Raw genomic sequence first — 13,396 nt, 5'->3', positions numbered from 1 at the left:
CGTCACACGCGGAATTGGGATGCCTTGGCTTGAAGTGCCGCAAGCAGCTCGCTGATTTTCGAGCTGGCATAGTCAGAGCGCTGAATCGCTTCAACAGTGGTCGAAGATGAGCGGGCAATATGCTCAATGCTGACGCTGAGTTTGCCTGCCTGCTGGCCTTCGCGCTCCGCAACAGACGAAATACTCAGGGCTTGCTCCTGCAAACTATTGAGCAACTGATTGATCTGATCGAAATGCTCATCCGCCCGGCGGAACTCCGCAGACGATTCCGTAACCTGCTCAGACACTTCAGCGATCACCGATACAGCCTGCTTGCTGCCCTGCTGCAACTTCGCAATGATGGCTTCAATTTCTGTGGTGGATTGCTGGGTTCGGCTCGCCAAGGTTCTTACCTCATCGGCAACAACCGCAAAGCCACGACCAGACTCCCCCGCCCTCGCGGCCTCAATGGCCGCATTAAGGGCTAGAAGGTTCGTCTGCTGAGCAATGGCGCCAATCACTGACAGCACGGATGTAATCTCTGTGCTTTGGGTGTTGAGCGTGCTGACCTCTCCCTGAGCCTGCGCCTGCCCGACTGCAGATTCTGCAGAACTTTTAACATCAGATACCAGCCCTTGAATGCGGGCGATAAACTGGTTAACACCTCGGGCCATTTCGGTCAGTTCGTCGTTGCCCTTCAGGTTCACGCGGCGGGTTAGATCGGCCTCACCATCCGCGATACCACGAATAGCCGAGTTCAGGCGCAGAATACGGGGCAACACCCCACCCCCAAGCACAGCAGCCATCAGAATTAAGAGAATAACCATGGAACTCACAGCAACCACGGTGAGGCTGGACGAAAGGCCCGATGCCTCCTGCCGAAGGGCGTCCACCGTGTCGCTAATGCTCGATTGCGTGTCTGCCCCCATGGCCGAAAGCTGCTGTTGAAGCCGCTGATTAACTTGATCGGTTTCAGTTTCAAGCCTCTGCCCTGACGCATCGATAGTGCCCGCCAGAGTCGCGCTGAACTCTTCTTTCAACTGAACCAGATCGCGGTTAATCCCTTCCAATGACAACCCAAGTTTCAACTGCCCGATAGCGGAGCCTTTTGGCTTTATGTCTGCGGTTATGATGACAATATTCGGGTCACGGCTTGCCGCATCCAGCACACGGTTGGCCGCACCACGGCCCTCACCCTGCTCCATTAGTTTGACCACGCGCTCATCAGTGCGGTCAACGTACCGAGTCATGCGCTCACCATACTGATCGAAATACACAGCAAACAGCACTGAATCTCTGGCGTCTGCCAGCTCCACCAAACCGGTCAACCGCGGGATATCTCTGTCCCAAATTAGCGGCGCCGCAACCGCCGCCAGCACCTCTGCCAACCCCTGTGTTTCAGCCATAACCGCGCTGCGCACATTCTCTGCAATTCGTTCCTGCTGATCGGTTTGCTGGCGCGTAAGTTCATTAGCCAGTTCGCCAGTGCTTTCCTCCCGCATGGCTTCCAACCGCAAACGAACATCGTCCCGGGTTGTTTCAAACGAGTCGCTGAGCTTAGCACTGCTCGCTTCAAGCGCTGAGCCGGCGGTATTTACCAAGCGATCAACCTGTTCGGAGATTAGCCACTGGCTGAACACAACCTGTGCCAGCCCCGCGACAATCAAAACCAAAAAGACAGGTCGAAATAGCCTGCTGGAAATCAAACTTTTTAGGAAACGAGAGGCCATATGAACTCCGCTATCACGTTTACTCAAGCATTTAGGGTATTTGTTTATTTACCCTCTACGATGGGGCTAGCCACAGTTGTAGCAAAACAAGCGAGAAAGAGGAGCTTCTTTATGTAGGGTTTTGTTGCGGATCTTTAAAGGTAGACAGAGGATGTGGAGTGCCACGGTTTTATTGCTCGGGGCTGATGCGAGTCCGTGAGCGCTTCAAAGAAAGCGATAGTTATCTCAGGTTTCATCGCTCTGTCGCCTTCCTACACTTCGGCCAGGGCTATGCGTTTGGCGCCTTACCTTAGGTGAAGTCTCAAAACTCGGAACGTCGTGCACATAGGAGCATCGCCTGAGCAGTACGTGGCCGCTATCTAACTGCTCTACAATGCCTTTGTGCAACAGCTCATTGAGAACCACGGGGGGAGTAAGTCCCGGGTTCACAGCCTGTACAAGCTGGTTGAAGGTGGGCTCGCTCTGGTGGCTTACCGCTAGTAGAACCGGATGCAGATTCTCATCAAGAAATGCCATGGCACTGATCCAATGGCTCACGACTTCACGGCTGGGAGCAGACAATATGGTGTTTGTGAGTTCGGTAGGTTCCCAACGGTACACAAATTTGGGCTGGCTGCTGGAGTTCACGATGATCTCTCTTTTAGAGCTGGGCTGGGGTGCTTCTGTAAAAGGTGGTTCCTCAAAATAGAAAACACTGACACTTGTTCTGAACGACTCATGCCAAGGGAAGTTAAACCCATTTACCGTTTTTGTCCCGCAAAGAGTGCGTTTGTTTTGTGAACTTTCAGACAGAACAAGCGTAAAATCCTGAACACAGACGTAAATCGAGGCGGAAACATGTTGGGATTTCTGAAGGGTAATCCGAGAAAAAAGCTGCAGAAAGCGTACGAAGCCAAACTGGAAAAAGCGCTGCATGCGCAGCGCAATGGGGATTTAAGGAGCCACGGAACCCTAATGGAAGAGGCGGAAAAGATTTACGTCGAGATCAGGGCACTCGACGAAAATCAGTAAAATAGGCTTTGCAAAAAAGGCTTACCACTCCCCCGTCAGTTGCCGTAACTGGCGTTTAACTCGCTCCATTTCCTTTCGCATATCCTGCACTTCGTCCAGAAGTTCCAAAGACATGGCCAGCCCCGGTAGGTTCATCTTTAAGTCTCGCTGCAAACGCAAGGCCTTGTTCAGCCGAGCAAGGGCGGCCACATCGAACATCCACTGCCGAACCTCGGTTGCCGGCTCCACAGGCGCAATAATACCGTAACTCACCAGTTTGATTACAAATTCTGCATGGCACTCACCGCGCAGACACACCTCGTGAAGGGTGAAGGTACTGCCATCGGAGTCCATCACCTCAACGGTCAGAATACTGTCTTTCTCACTCATCCTTTACTCTCCCCTTCACAGATGGAGTTTGCTGCGTGGATCGAACGCTTTCTCGGCTTCGGCGAGCTGTTCGTAGAGTTTTTCTGCCTCTTCGGAATGCTGCTCCGGCACCGCTATTTGCAGGGTAACCAACTGATCACCCAGGTGCTTGCCCGGCAAGCCTTTGCCCTTGAGACGCAGCTTGCGGCCCGAAGAGGTTCCCTTGGGCACTTTCACATTCACCTTTGAGCCCACTGTGGGCACAGTGATAGTCGCACCCAATGCGGCCTCCCAAGGCGTTATTGGAATAGTAACGACAACATCCCGGCCTTCAACACTGAACAACGGGTGAGGTGCCAGCTCAATTTCAATCAACAAATCCCCCGACTCACCACCACCCATACCAGGCGACCCTTGGCCTTTCAGGCGCAGATGCTGCCCTTCGCGCATACCTGCGGGGATTTTAACTTTCAGAGTTTTCAGGCGTGCAACGATGCGGCCCTGCCCGTCTGCCTCATGTACGGTAAAGGAAACCTGCTTGTCAGAGCCGTGGAATACTTCCTCCAAAAACAGCGACAAGCGGGCGTGCACATCTTCACCACGCCTGCGCACATTCTGCCGAAAACCACCGCCGGCGCTATGACCAGCGCCGCGACCACCGCCAAACATTTGTTCGAAAAAATCACTGAATTGGCGGGAGTCCGCCTCGGTATAACCGCCGCCACCAAACCCGGATTGGCTCTGCCAGCCGGGAGGCGGCTGGAACGAGCCGTCTGACTCGGGGCCGTGTTTGCGCAGTTGGTCGTACTCGCCACGCTTCTCCGGGTCTTTCAGCACCTCGTACGCCTCGCCAAGATCTTTGAACTTCTCGTCGGCGTTATCCTCTTTACTGACATCCGGGTGGTACTTTCGGGCCAGCTTCCTATAGGATTTTTTAATCTCCTCGGGAGAGGCAGTTTCACTCACTCCGAGTACAGCGTAATAATCTTTGAAGTCCATTGAACTCCTCGCATCTGGTCAAAGATTGTTCTCTGGTTATATATGATTGGCGCGAACGCTAGAAATACAAGCTCAGCGCCGCGCTTTCAAAGATGTAGTAGCCTTAAGCAACCTTAGCCTAAAACCAAAGCAGAGAAAGGATTGTATGTCTGATAAGCCTTCGAAACCCGTATCCGCATCCGCCATTGAGAAGCACGTTTACAAGGTTTTCCCCAATGACATGAACGCCCACGACACCGTATTCGGCGGCATGATCATGGCAAAGTGCGATCGCTTGTCACTGGTGGTTGCCGAACGTCACTCCGCTCACGTATGCGTGACCGCAGCAGTGGATTCCATTCACTTTCGCGCCCCCGCTAAGGGCAACGACACCTTGCTGTTTAGCTTATCGCTAAATCGCAGCTGGGGGTCCTCTATGGAAATCGGCGCTCGCGTTGAAGCCGAGAACAGCTACACCGGCGAAACCCGCCATATTCTGTCTGCCTTCTTCACATTCGTAGCCCTGGACAAGAACGACAAGCCCGTAGATGTTCCTGCGGTGATACCCGAAACAAGCTCACAAAAGCGACGTTTTGAGAATGCCGAAATTCGCAGAGAGGGGCGATTGAAAACACGAGCGGAATTGGCGAAAGCAGCGGAAAACGAAAGCACTTAACCGAGCTGAGATTCTGTAAATCCGCCAGCTATGGTAGGGTCTCGCAGGTTCAAACCTCCCCTACCAACGTTATTTAGGAGAACTCCATGATTTGGACTGTCTATCTCTCTGGCGAAATCCATACTGACTGGCGCGAGCAGATTCAGGCTGGGGCAGAAGCGGCTGGGTTGCCTGTGGAATTCAACGCACCGGTGACCAATCACGACGCCAGCGATGCCGCAGGCGATATGCTGGGCAAGCCGGACGTGGGATTCTGGCGCGACCACCAGTCATCCAAGGTGAATAGCATTCGCACCAAAACGCTGCTGGAGCAGTGCGACCTGGCAGTGATCCGCTTCGGTGACAAGTACAAGCAGTGGAACGCGGCCTTTGATGCCGGCTTCTGTGCTGCTATGGGTGCGCCCTATGTCACTTTGCACAACGACGACATTATTCACCCATTAAAGGAAGTAGACGCATCCGCCATGGCGTGGGCGCAGACTCCTGAGCAAGTGGTTGAGATTTTGAAGTACGTGACAACCGCACAGTAAAAACCTGGATCATCTGGCGAAGAGCAGCACCCGCAGCTATCTCGCCAGATGCCCCGCATAAGCCGCAACAAACGCTGTTTCCTGAAACACCTTCAAGCCAGTCTGCGCAAACGGAATAGGCAGCGGCTTGGCAGACAGCGTGGATTTTATGGTCGCAGGCGGGAGTAGGCAAACCTCAACATCCACCCCTGGCATCAACTGAATAGCGGCTTCCATTTTGAAGCTGATGGCACCACCGGCAAACTTGCCTTTGGGCATACGCTCTTTAATTGCCACTTTCTTTACGTTGTGTTCCGCTAAAAACGCCGCAAAAGACGCCTGAAACTGCTGCAGGTCTTCACGTGTGTGTTTCTTCTTCAGTGTGATTTTGCGAACCTTGCTCTCCGGCAGGCTGAACTGCCCCGTGTCCAGATTCAACAAACACACCACGGCATCGCTACCGCTCAGTTCAACACCACAAACAAGCATGGGTACTCCTCTCTGGGTATCAGGCACAGCACTTCTTGAATTTGAGACCACTTCCGCAACTGCAAGGATCATTACGGGAAGGCGCTTTTGCCTGTGTGATCGTACTGCCTTTATTCAGAATGGCCGTAAGCTCTGCGACTGACTCAACGGCGACCTCGTTAGTATCGAGCGCGATATCCGCGTGCAAGTTAGCCTTTGCCACCAGAGCTTCAATCTCGCGCTTGCGGGCTCCACTGGTTACCACAAGCTTCAACGGGAATTTTTTGCTGCCGCTTTTTTGACTGGCATTGGTCTGGAAGCCGCCATGGGTAGTATGGTGCTGGCGCGCATCCTGCCGGCCTTTGAAGAAAAATTTGTCTGACATGTTGAAAACCCGGGATATGGGAGGAGGAAATTAGCGCCTAGAATACCATTGGCTAACGCTTGGAGGCGATCAGCAAAAACACAGCGTAATCTCCGGTTTCCCTCTCGATCATACTGGCCGACACCACTTCCACGTTTTCAAAGCCCGCCTGACTGGCAGCAGAGGCAATCTCTTCCCGGTCGAATCCGAAATGGAACACTCCGGTATCTTCGGTATGGAAGGAGCCGTCTTCCTTGTCCAGATCGGATATGGCAATAAAACCACCCGGTTTCACCAGCTCATGGAAGCGGCGGAACATGGCGCCAATGTCCCGCACGTGGTGCATGGTCATGGAGGAAATGATGCCATCAAAACGATCCGCCATAGTCTGCGTTTCCAGATCCAGTTCCCGAACCTCAAGCTCACAGGCCAGCTTGCCCTGCTTCTCCGCCAGCTGCTTGTTCATGGAGGGCGATATATCCACCGCCGTGATCTTCCTTACATGGTGCGCAATGCGTTCCAGCAGCAATCCCGTCCCGGAGCCAAAATCCAGCAGGTGCATGGATGGCTCCAGCTTCGTTTTATCAAGGATTGTGTTGGCGATGTTGGTTACATTATCAACACGATCCGGGCTCTGTTCGTAGATGTGCGCCTTGTGGGCGAAAAAGTCTTTGCTCATAGGTGCCTCAGCAGGGTGATTCTGATTTATCTGATTCTGTACGACATCTCGGCGAGCTTCAAGATAGAACTACCCTGTCTATTGCATGCTTTGGACACTGATTCATCCAAATCTGCGGCGAGTGATGCAAATCATGAAGACATTGCTCTCCCGGATTTTCGATTTGAACAACTGCAGTTATGCTAGGTAGACAACTTAGTTTAACGGCGAAGGATTCAATATGACCGACCATATGCCAGATGATTTATCCGCCGCCGGTCGCGACTTGCGTGCCTACACCGATGAGCTGCGCCCTAAACACCCTGTGGTGCGAAACAGTAAGGGTGAATGGGTGCTGCTCCGGCACGCCGACGTTCTTGCCGCCGCACAAGATCACGAACGCTTCTCTAGCCAGGTCTCTCGTTACCTGCAAGTACCCAACGGGCTAGACGGAGAAGAACACACGCGATACCGGCACGTTATCGAGCGCCACCTAAGCCGTGACGCGCTGGAGCCGTTCATACCCGTGTTCAAACGCGTCGCCTCCCAACTGATGGCGGTATTGCCCAGAGGCCAGGTATTGGATGCCGTGAACGACATCGGCGCAGTGTTTGCAGTACGCGCACAGTGTGCCTGGCTGGGATGGCCTGCAGAGCTGGAGCCGCGGCTTTTAGCCTGGATGGGCGAGAACCATGCCGCCACACGCTCCGGCGACCGCGATTGGGCAGCAGGCGTGGCTGAACAGTTTGATGAGATAATCCGCTCGGTCATCCAGCCTCGCCGTGCAGCCGGCGACAAGGCGCCCGACGACCTAACCACAAAACTCTGCCGTGAGACAGTAAACGGGCAGCTGCTAACAGAGCCAGAATTGGTCTCAATTCTACGCAACTGGACAGGCGGCGACTTGGGCTCCATTGCCCTGTGTGTCGGCGTACTCATCGCACACATAGCCCAGCACCCAGAACTTGTGGTTCGGCTAAGAGCAGCGCCCGATGCCGAAGTTGAGGCGATCATCAACGAGATACTGCGTCTCGACAATCCATTTGTATCCAATCGGCGCGTAACCACCTGCCCCGTTCACATCGGCGGTAGGGATATACCTAGCGGTGCAATGGTAAAACTAAACTGGACATCCGCCAACCGCGACGAGGCCGTGTTCGGCAACAATCAGTTTGATCCTGAAGGCAATGCCGCAGCGAACCTTATCTACGGCGCCGGGAAGCACGCGTGCCCTGGCCGACTGTTAGCAACCTGGGAGCTTAGGATCGCATTACAGACCTTGCTCGCCTCGGTGCAAACGATTGAGTTGGTGCCAGACCAACCGCCAGAGCGAGAAGTAGCACCGGTGGGCGGATATCACCGGGTGCCGGTGGTGCTAACCTAGTGCTTCAGAACTGCGGCTTACGGACAGCCAGCGCCTTAGAACATTTTACAATTCCTAACCATTTAATCAGGCGCAACCAAGTATCACTGCTAGTCTTAGTTAGGAAACTAAATCTAATAAAAGCATGGAGCTAGCTGTGACCAAACGCCCCGACTTCCTTTCTGGCGGAGAGCCAGCCAGATTGATCCCGATTACTGCAGACAGTGCCCGAGAACAAAAATCGGTTTCCGTTTTGCTCGCAGGCCTACGCTCAGTGCTCGAACTGCGCCAATCACTGCTGAAATCTATCGGGGTTCGTGTTGGAACCAGCGCATCTATGGAGGCATGGACTGAAGTTGTTTTTGAGAACGAAGACAAGAAGGCCATCAAACAAAAAGACCGTCCGGACGGACTACTGATCCTTCGCACGGGTCGTCGCGAGTGGCGAGCTTTGATAGAAGCGAAGATCGGTACCGACACGATCGGTGAAGATCAAGTGACACGCTACCTACAGCAAGCCAAAGCTCACAAACTGGATGCCGTCATAACGATTACTAACCAGTTTGCTGCGCTTCCAACTCATCACCCGGTAAAACTGCCTAAGAATGCCACTAAATCAGTGGCCCTGTACCACTGGTCATGGGCATTTATTCGAACCCAGTGTCAGCTGCTACTCAAAAACGACGGCGTTGAGGACGAGGATCAAGTCTTCATCCTCAGCGAGATACTGCGCTATCTGGAAAGCGACAAATCAGGCATCAGTCATTTCGATCAAATGAACTCCGAATGGAAAGATGTTGTAAACAAAGTTAAAAGCAACGCACCTCTTGCCAAAGCAAGTGATGAGGTTCAAAACACTATAGCTGCCTGGCACCAGGAGCAGCGTGACCTTTGCCTAATCATGTCCCGACTCACAAGCAGCGACGTATCGCTCAAACTAAAAAATGACCATCGACTAGATCCCGCCAAACGCCTGAAAGACGATGCTGACGCTTTCTGCAAAGCGCCTTCCTTACAATGCTCTCTCGGCATTATTAATGCGGCAGCCGATCTTGACGTTACAGCGGATCTACAAAGACGCATGATCTACTGCTCAATGCGTCTCACAGCACCTAAAGATAAGCAAAGCACCAAAGCAAGGGTTAACTGGCTATTACGTCAATTGAAGAAGGCTGACCCTAAAGGCTTTTACATTCGCGCAACAAGGCCCGGCAAAGCAGAGACAACCTATCAACCGCTAATAGATTTGCGAGACTCACCAGAGTTACTAGAGTCCGATACCTCCAACGCTGCGGCTACGACGCTTGAGATCGTTTACGAAGTTGATGTCGCCGGAAAGTTTAGTGGACGCAAGGTGTTTGTTGAGGAGCTGGAGAAGGCTGTGCCGCATTTTTATCAAGAGGCAGGGCAAATGCTCAAAGCTTGGGCTCCGCAACCTCCCAAGATAGTGAAATCTGATAGTGAGAAAAGAGGAGTTGGCCCTGAAGAAGAACTCGTAGAAACAACCACCTAAAAAAACAATGGAAGGTTCATGCGATAACAGGGAGAGAATGCTTATTTCCAAGGCGGCAAAAGACAATTTATCAACGTGATCGAAAGATCCCGAAAAACAGCATTTGAAGCCACAACGCTCGGAAAGCGGTCATACACCCCTCGTCGACAAGTTGATGTGCGCGACTGAGCTTGTTTAACGCAGCTGGCAGAGGCCTCCGCGCCTTCGGCCTGGCCGGTGGCTTTCTCGCAAAGAGAAGGCACCTGAGTAACAATCCAATCCACGGCTGTACTGAGCTTAGCGGGATTTGCCGAAAGGTTGGTGAACCGGCTTGCATCAACGGCCTGTGGCTGTTCGCGGGTCTGATCCCAGAGAACAAACCCCAACGCGGCTAAAACAAGAGTGACGGTAACTATCGGAAATTTCATAGGAGCCTTTAACGCGTTACTTCACGGCCGGGGTAGATTCAAAAAAGCCATTTATATGCCCAGCCACCTCTTCTGGTTTCTCTTCATGGAGAAAATGACCGGCCTTCACCTGAACAACCTGGACATCTTCAAAGCAACTTTCAATGTGGTTCAGGTATTCGGGAATGATCACCTTATCCCGGTTGCCGTAAATGTAGATACTCGGCATCGGCCACACGTGACCTGTGAGGGTGGCCCAGCGTTTGGCGTCGTTGTTGAAAGTTCGATAGTAGTTGGCAGCGGCACCCGGTGTACCGGGGATAGAATACATGCGCACGTATTCTGCCAAAGAGTCCTCCGGAATAGGATGTTCTGCACCCCTCATGAAATAGCGAAGCCAGATCTTTTCATTTCCGGGAATCATCGCCTCTGCCATACCAGGCACCTGCTGGAAGTGCTGATACCAGTAGATTGCCCCACCGCTCGAACGTACCTTATTAACAACTTCCATATTGCCTTTCAAATTGTTGATCACCGCAATGTTCATGATACCCAGTCGTGTAACCCGCTCAGGGATAGCCAGAGCAACCTCCTGTGCAACAATGCCGCCCCAGTCGTGCCCCACCAACTGAAACTTTTGTATACCAAGGTCATCCAGCATGCTGATCACATCTTGCGCCAGCTCCGCCTTGTGGTAATGCGCCTCGCCGACCGTTCGCTCACTGTCGCCCAGCCCACGAAGATCCGGCGCGATTACATGCAAGCCAATCTTCAAATGCCGGCCGATGTGCTCCCATGAATAGGAACTTTCGGGCCAGCCATGAATCATTACAAGTGGAGCCCCACTGCCAGCGTCGCGGTAGGTAAACGTGCCACGAGGTGTGGTCAGTGTCTTGGGATCGCTCAGAAACATTAGCGGGGCCGTTCGTTGTTTTTGGCTTTCGTGAACTGTTTGCATAACGAAACTCAACTTTATTGGCGCAAGTCTCTCTTGTCCAGACGGATAACAGCTATCCTTACCCGTAGCCACATTTAAAACTGTTTGGAGCACACTAGATGATAAAACCTGAACTCCCGAAATTGCCGGCGCTGAAGCTGGATGTAGATCACCGCATACCGGCCTCCTGGGATTTCGACCTTGGAGTGAGCCTTATACTTCTGGTGCCTGCAGAAAAGCACAATGCCCTGAACAAGTCGCCCTGGGCCGACTTCCTGAAGCTGCGCCTTGCTGATTTTCCAGCCGCCACCAATCCGGTACTGATTTCCGGCCCCAGAGGGACTCGCACCGCCATTGCCTTTGTGAAGGACGATGTCAGCGGATTCAAAGCCCTCAGCCAAGCACGCAAACTGATTGCACCGCTAATGGAGGAGCGCTCGAAAAAGATCAATGTAATCTCGCTCCTTAGCAAGGCGGATGTGGCATGCGTGATGGCCGAAGCACTGGTCTCCGCTGCCTACGCTGCTCTATTCCAGCTGCCAAAAGTGTCTGGCAAAGCCACTGACAAGCCACTCTTGGCAGCCATGAACTTCTTTGGCGAGTTCGAAGCAGCTGATTTTGGCTACGCCAAGGCCACCGCCGAGGGCAACAACCTAGCCCGCTGGCTGACCCAGCTACCCGGGAACTATCTGACACCTGGAATTTATCGCAATTTCGCCGAAGCACTGGCAAAGGTCGAGGGCTGGGAAGTTGAGTTTTATGACCTGGACGAACTGGAAAAACTGAAGGCTGGCGCTTTTTTATCCGTGGTTGAGGCCAGCCCAGTGCGGGACGCCGGGATACTGCGGCTGCGTTACCGGCCGAAGGGCTCTGAAGAACAACCGTTTGCCCTCATTGGTAAAGGTATATGTTTCGATACCGGCGGCACCAACCTCAAAGTGGGCGGCAGCATGCTGGGCATGCACGGCGATATGCAGGGCAGCGCTGTAGCACTTGGAACTCTGCTTGCTTTGACGCGCCTCAAATTCACCCAACCTGTGGACTGCTGGATGGCGCTTGCGGAAAATCACATCGGCCCAAATGCGGTCAAGTGCAATGACGTTGTTACCGCGCTGAATGGCACCACCATTGAATTGATCAACACCGATGCCGAAGGCCGTATGGTGTTGGCGGACACCCTTGCCCTGGCTTGCCGGGAAAAGCCAAGAGCCATCCTCGATTACGCCACCCTCACCGGCGCCGTCGTCTCGGCTTTGGGCCAGCGAATGGCCGGCGCAATCACCAACCGCCGGCAGTGGGTTGAACCCATCATCCAGGCGGGGGAACACTGTGGCGAACGAGTTTGGCCCTTCCCCTACGAAGATGATTATGACGAAGATCTAAAATCGGACGTCGCTGATACTCTGCAGTGCAGGACAGCGGGAGCAGGCGACCACCTTTATGCGGCGCGTTTTCTCGGGAAATTTGTGGATAAGGACGTTGATTGGGTTCACGTAGACATGGCCTCATCCGGCACCCACAAGGGCGGGCTCGCGCACATCCCCACCGATCTACAGGGATTCGGCGTGCGCTTTGGCGTAGAATGGATCAGACGAATTGCGCAGGAATCTCGGTAACCCCGCGGAGCGATTGACATGATTAACGACAATGACACCTGAAAAAGCACTCGCCCTCTTTGCGCGCGTTGGTTACGCAGCCCGTGGCATTGTTTACCTGTTAGTCGGAGGGCTTGCCGCGCTGGCAGCATTTAGTCAGGGCGGCCAGACCACAGGGAGCAAAGGTGCTCTAACACGGTTGCTGAGCGCGCCTATGGGTGAAGTTCTACTGGGTGCATTGGCGCTTGGCCTCACGGGCTATGCATTGTGGCGCTGCATCCAGGCCATCACTGACACAGATCACCACGGGAACGGCCCTAAGGGCTTAGTTATTCGGGCAAGTCTGGCGGTGAGTGCTGTAACACACATACTTCTCGCGGTATTTGCGGTACGACTAATCGTTACTCTGAGCGGCAGCGGTTCCAAAGGTGGCGGCTCCGAGGGCGCTGCCGGCTGGCTTATGAGCCAGCCCTTTGGACGGTGGCTGGTCGGGGCTGTCGGCCTCGTCATGATCGGCGTCGGAGTCGCCCACGCCATCAAAGGCGCAAGAGCGCAATTTGCTGACAACTTTGACATGCCTCCTCAAACCCAGCGCTGGGCGTATCCCATTTGCCGGTTCGGGTTGATGATTCGCGGCTTGGTGTTCATGGTCGTTGGCACTTTTTTTATCATCGCGGGTTACAACGTGAACCCTGATGAGGCCGGCGGCATCGCAGAGGTATTCGACGCGTTTCGCAAGCAACCCTTCGGCATGTCGCTTATGGTCTTCGTCGCAGCCGGGCTGTTCGCTTTCGGCGCATACAGTATGTTGGAGGCTTTTTATCGCCGAGTGGATCCATCATCCGGAACCGACTGACCCAAGATGAATAGATCAACACCAG

Annotated in this window: 15 protein-coding genes; 7 read left to right on the top strand and 8 right to left on the bottom strand. The window is 53.6% G+C overall.

The window, feature by feature from the left end:
* Positions 1–2: 2 nt before the first annotated feature.
* Positions 3–1,709 (bottom strand): methyl-accepting chemotaxis protein, encoded by a 1,707-nt coding sequence (locus CPH80_RS23065; protein ID WP_096280677.1) that lies wholly within the window; start codon positions 1,707–1,709, stop codon positions 3–5.
* 225 nt (positions 1,710–1,934) lie between these two features.
* Entirely contained in the window at positions 1,935–2,336 is a 402-nt protein-coding gene (locus tag CPH80_RS19830) for a hypothetical protein (RefSeq protein WP_096280673.1), read from the bottom strand.
* A gap of 210 nt (positions 2,337–2,546) precedes the next feature.
* On the opposite strand from CPH80_RS19830, the gene CPH80_RS21785 reads away from it, so the two are divergent.
* On the top strand, positions 2,547–2,720 hold the full coding sequence (locus CPH80_RS21785) for a DUF6435 family protein (RefSeq protein ID WP_143752938.1): 174 nt from the start codon (positions 2,547–2,549) through the stop codon (positions 2,718–2,720).
* A 21-nt stretch (positions 2,721–2,741) separates the two neighbouring features.
* On the opposite strand, the gene CPH80_RS19825 is transcribed toward CPH80_RS21785, so the two are convergent.
* Both CPH80_RS19825 and CPH80_RS19820 read right to left on the bottom strand, forming a co-directional pair.
* A complete protein-coding gene (locus tag CPH80_RS19825; protein ID WP_096280670.1) occupies positions 2,742–3,089 on the bottom strand; it encodes a chaperone modulator CbpM in 348 nt (115 codons plus the stop codon).
* Between the two features lie 15 nt (positions 3,090–3,104).
* Positions 3,105–4,067: a DnaJ C-terminal domain-containing protein gene (locus CPH80_RS19820; protein ID WP_096280668.1), complete on the bottom strand. Its 963-nt coding sequence runs from the start codon at positions 4,065–4,067 to the stop codon at positions 3,105–3,107.
* Positions 4,068–4,212: 145 nt separating this feature from the next.
* Here CPH80_RS19820 and CPH80_RS19815 point away from each other — a divergent pair, with 145 nt between their 5' ends.
* Together CPH80_RS19815 and CPH80_RS19810 are read left to right on the top strand one after the other, a co-directional pair.
* Complete coding sequence (locus CPH80_RS19815; protein ID WP_096280665.1) at positions 4,213–4,722, top strand: acyl-CoA thioesterase; 510 nt, start codon at positions 4,213–4,215, stop codon at positions 4,720–4,722.
* An 86-nt stretch (positions 4,723–4,808) separates the two neighbouring features.
* Entirely contained in the window at positions 4,809–5,252 is a 444-nt protein-coding gene (locus CPH80_RS19810) for a YtoQ family protein (RefSeq protein ID WP_096280662.1), read from the top strand.
* Positions 5,253–5,288: 36 nt separating this feature from the next.
* On the opposite strand, the gene CPH80_RS19805 is transcribed toward CPH80_RS19810, so the two are convergent.
* Genes CPH80_RS19805 through CPH80_RS19795 form a run of 3 tightly spaced genes read right to left on the bottom strand, consistent with a single transcriptional unit; the run spans position 5,289 to position 6,742 of the window.
* Positions 5,289–5,720 carry a DUF3010 family protein gene (locus CPH80_RS19805; protein WP_096280660.1) on the bottom strand — a complete coding sequence of 144 codons (432 nt, stop codon included), beginning with the start codon at positions 5,718–5,720 and terminating at the stop codon, positions 5,289–5,291.
* A gap of 19 nt (positions 5,721–5,739) precedes the next feature.
* Complete coding sequence (locus tag CPH80_RS19800) at positions 5,740–6,084, bottom strand: PBPRA1643 family SWIM/SEC-C metal-binding motif protein (protein ID WP_096280657.1); 345 nt, start codon at positions 6,082–6,084, stop codon at positions 5,740–5,742.
* A gap of 52 nt (positions 6,085–6,136) precedes the next feature.
* Positions 6,137–6,742 (bottom strand): class I SAM-dependent methyltransferase, encoded by a 606-nt coding sequence (locus CPH80_RS19795; RefSeq protein ID WP_096280655.1) that lies wholly within the window; start codon positions 6,740–6,742, stop codon positions 6,137–6,139.
* A 220-nt stretch (positions 6,743–6,962) separates the two neighbouring features.
* Here CPH80_RS19795 and CPH80_RS19790 point away from each other — a divergent pair, with 220 nt between their 5' ends.
* Positions 6,963–8,105 carry a cytochrome P450 gene (locus CPH80_RS19790; RefSeq protein ID WP_096280652.1) on the top strand — a complete coding sequence of 381 codons (1,143 nt, stop codon included), beginning with the start codon at positions 6,963–6,965 and terminating at the stop codon, positions 8,103–8,105.
* A gap of 253 nt (positions 8,106–8,358) precedes the next feature.
* Positions 8,359–9,597 (top strand): hypothetical protein, encoded by a 1,239-nt coding sequence (locus CPH80_RS19785; protein WP_096281821.1) that lies wholly within the window; start codon positions 8,359–8,361, stop codon positions 9,595–9,597.
* Positions 9,598–10,020: 423 nt separating this feature from the next.
* Here the strand turns inward: CPH80_RS19785 and CPH80_RS19775 are convergent, their stop codons facing one another.
* Positions 10,021–10,941, bottom strand: a complete 921-nt coding sequence (locus tag CPH80_RS19775; protein WP_227520268.1) for an alpha/beta fold hydrolase — start codon at positions 10,939–10,941, stop codon at positions 10,021–10,023.
* Positions 10,942–11,039: 98 nt separating this feature from the next.
* Between CPH80_RS19775 and CPH80_RS19770 the strand changes: the two genes are divergently transcribed.
* The gene (locus CPH80_RS19770) at positions 11,040–12,536 is read left to right on the top strand and encodes a M17 family metallopeptidase (RefSeq protein ID WP_096280646.1); all 1,497 of its coding nucleotides are present in this window, start codon (positions 11,040–11,042) and stop codon (positions 12,534–12,536) included.
* A 31-nt stretch (positions 12,537–12,567) separates the two neighbouring features.
* Positions 12,568–13,371, top strand: coding sequence for a DUF1206 domain-containing protein (locus tag CPH80_RS19765; protein WP_096280644.1), 804 nt, complete (start codon positions 12,568–12,570; stop codon positions 13,369–13,371).
* Positions 13,372–13,396 lie beyond the last annotated feature (25 nt).

The organism is Marinobacter sp. LV10R510-11A (assembly GCF_900215155.1).
GTDB lineage: Bacteria > Pseudomonadota > Gammaproteobacteria > Pseudomonadales > Oleiphilaceae > Marinobacter.
The sequence above is the reverse complement of the archived record's forward strand: the minus strand, read 5'-3'. Positions and strand labels throughout refer to the sequence as shown.

What these genes read in the sequence shown, in the direction of transcription:
- CPH80_RS19790 (WP_096280652.1), top strand. Translation starts at nt 6,963, where the DNA reads ATGACCGACCATATGCCAGATGATTTATCCGCCGCCGGTCGCGACTTG.
- CPH80_RS19810 (WP_096280662.1), top strand. Translation starts at nt 4,809, where the DNA reads ATGATTTGGACTGTCTATCTCTCTGGCGAAATCCATACTGACTGGCGC.
- CPH80_RS19820 (WP_096280668.1), bottom strand. Translation starts at nt 4,067, where the DNA reads ATGGACTTCAAAGATTATTACGCTGTACTCGGAGTGAGTGAAACTGCC.
- CPH80_RS19825 (WP_096280670.1), bottom strand. Translation starts at nt 3,089, where the DNA reads ATGAGTGAGAAAGACAGTATTCTGACCGTTGAGGTGATGGACTCCGAT.
- CPH80_RS19765 (WP_096280644.1), top strand. Translation starts at nt 12,568, where the DNA reads ATGACACCTGAAAAAGCACTCGCCCTCTTTGCGCGCGTTGGTTACGCA.
- CPH80_RS19800 (WP_096280657.1), bottom strand. Translation starts at nt 6,084, where the DNA reads ATGTCAGACAAATTTTTCTTCAAAGGCCGGCAGGATGCGCGCCAGCAC.
- CPH80_RS19815 (WP_096280665.1), top strand. Translation starts at nt 4,213, where the DNA reads ATGTCTGATAAGCCTTCGAAACCCGTATCCGCATCCGCCATTGAGAAG.
- CPH80_RS21785 (WP_143752938.1), top strand. Translation starts at nt 2,547, where the DNA reads ATGTTGGGATTTCTGAAGGGTAATCCGAGAAAAAAGCTGCAGAAAGCG.
- CPH80_RS19775 (WP_227520268.1), bottom strand. Translation starts at nt 10,941, where the DNA reads ATGCAAACAGTTCACGAAAGCCAAAAACAACGAACGGCCCCGCTAATG.
- CPH80_RS23065 (WP_096280677.1), bottom strand. Translation starts at nt 1,709, where the DNA reads ATGGCCTCTCGTTTCCTAAAAAGTTTGATTTCCAGCAGGCTATTTCGA.
- CPH80_RS19805 (WP_096280660.1), bottom strand. Translation starts at nt 5,720, where the DNA reads ATGCTTGTTTGTGGTGTTGAACTGAGCGGTAGCGATGCCGTGGTGTGT.
- CPH80_RS19795 (WP_096280655.1), bottom strand. Translation starts at nt 6,742, where the DNA reads ATGAGCAAAGACTTTTTCGCCCACAAGGCGCACATCTACGAACAGAGC.
- CPH80_RS19770 (WP_096280646.1), top strand. Translation starts at nt 11,040, where the DNA reads ATGATAAAACCTGAACTCCCGAAATTGCCGGCGCTGAAGCTGGATGTA.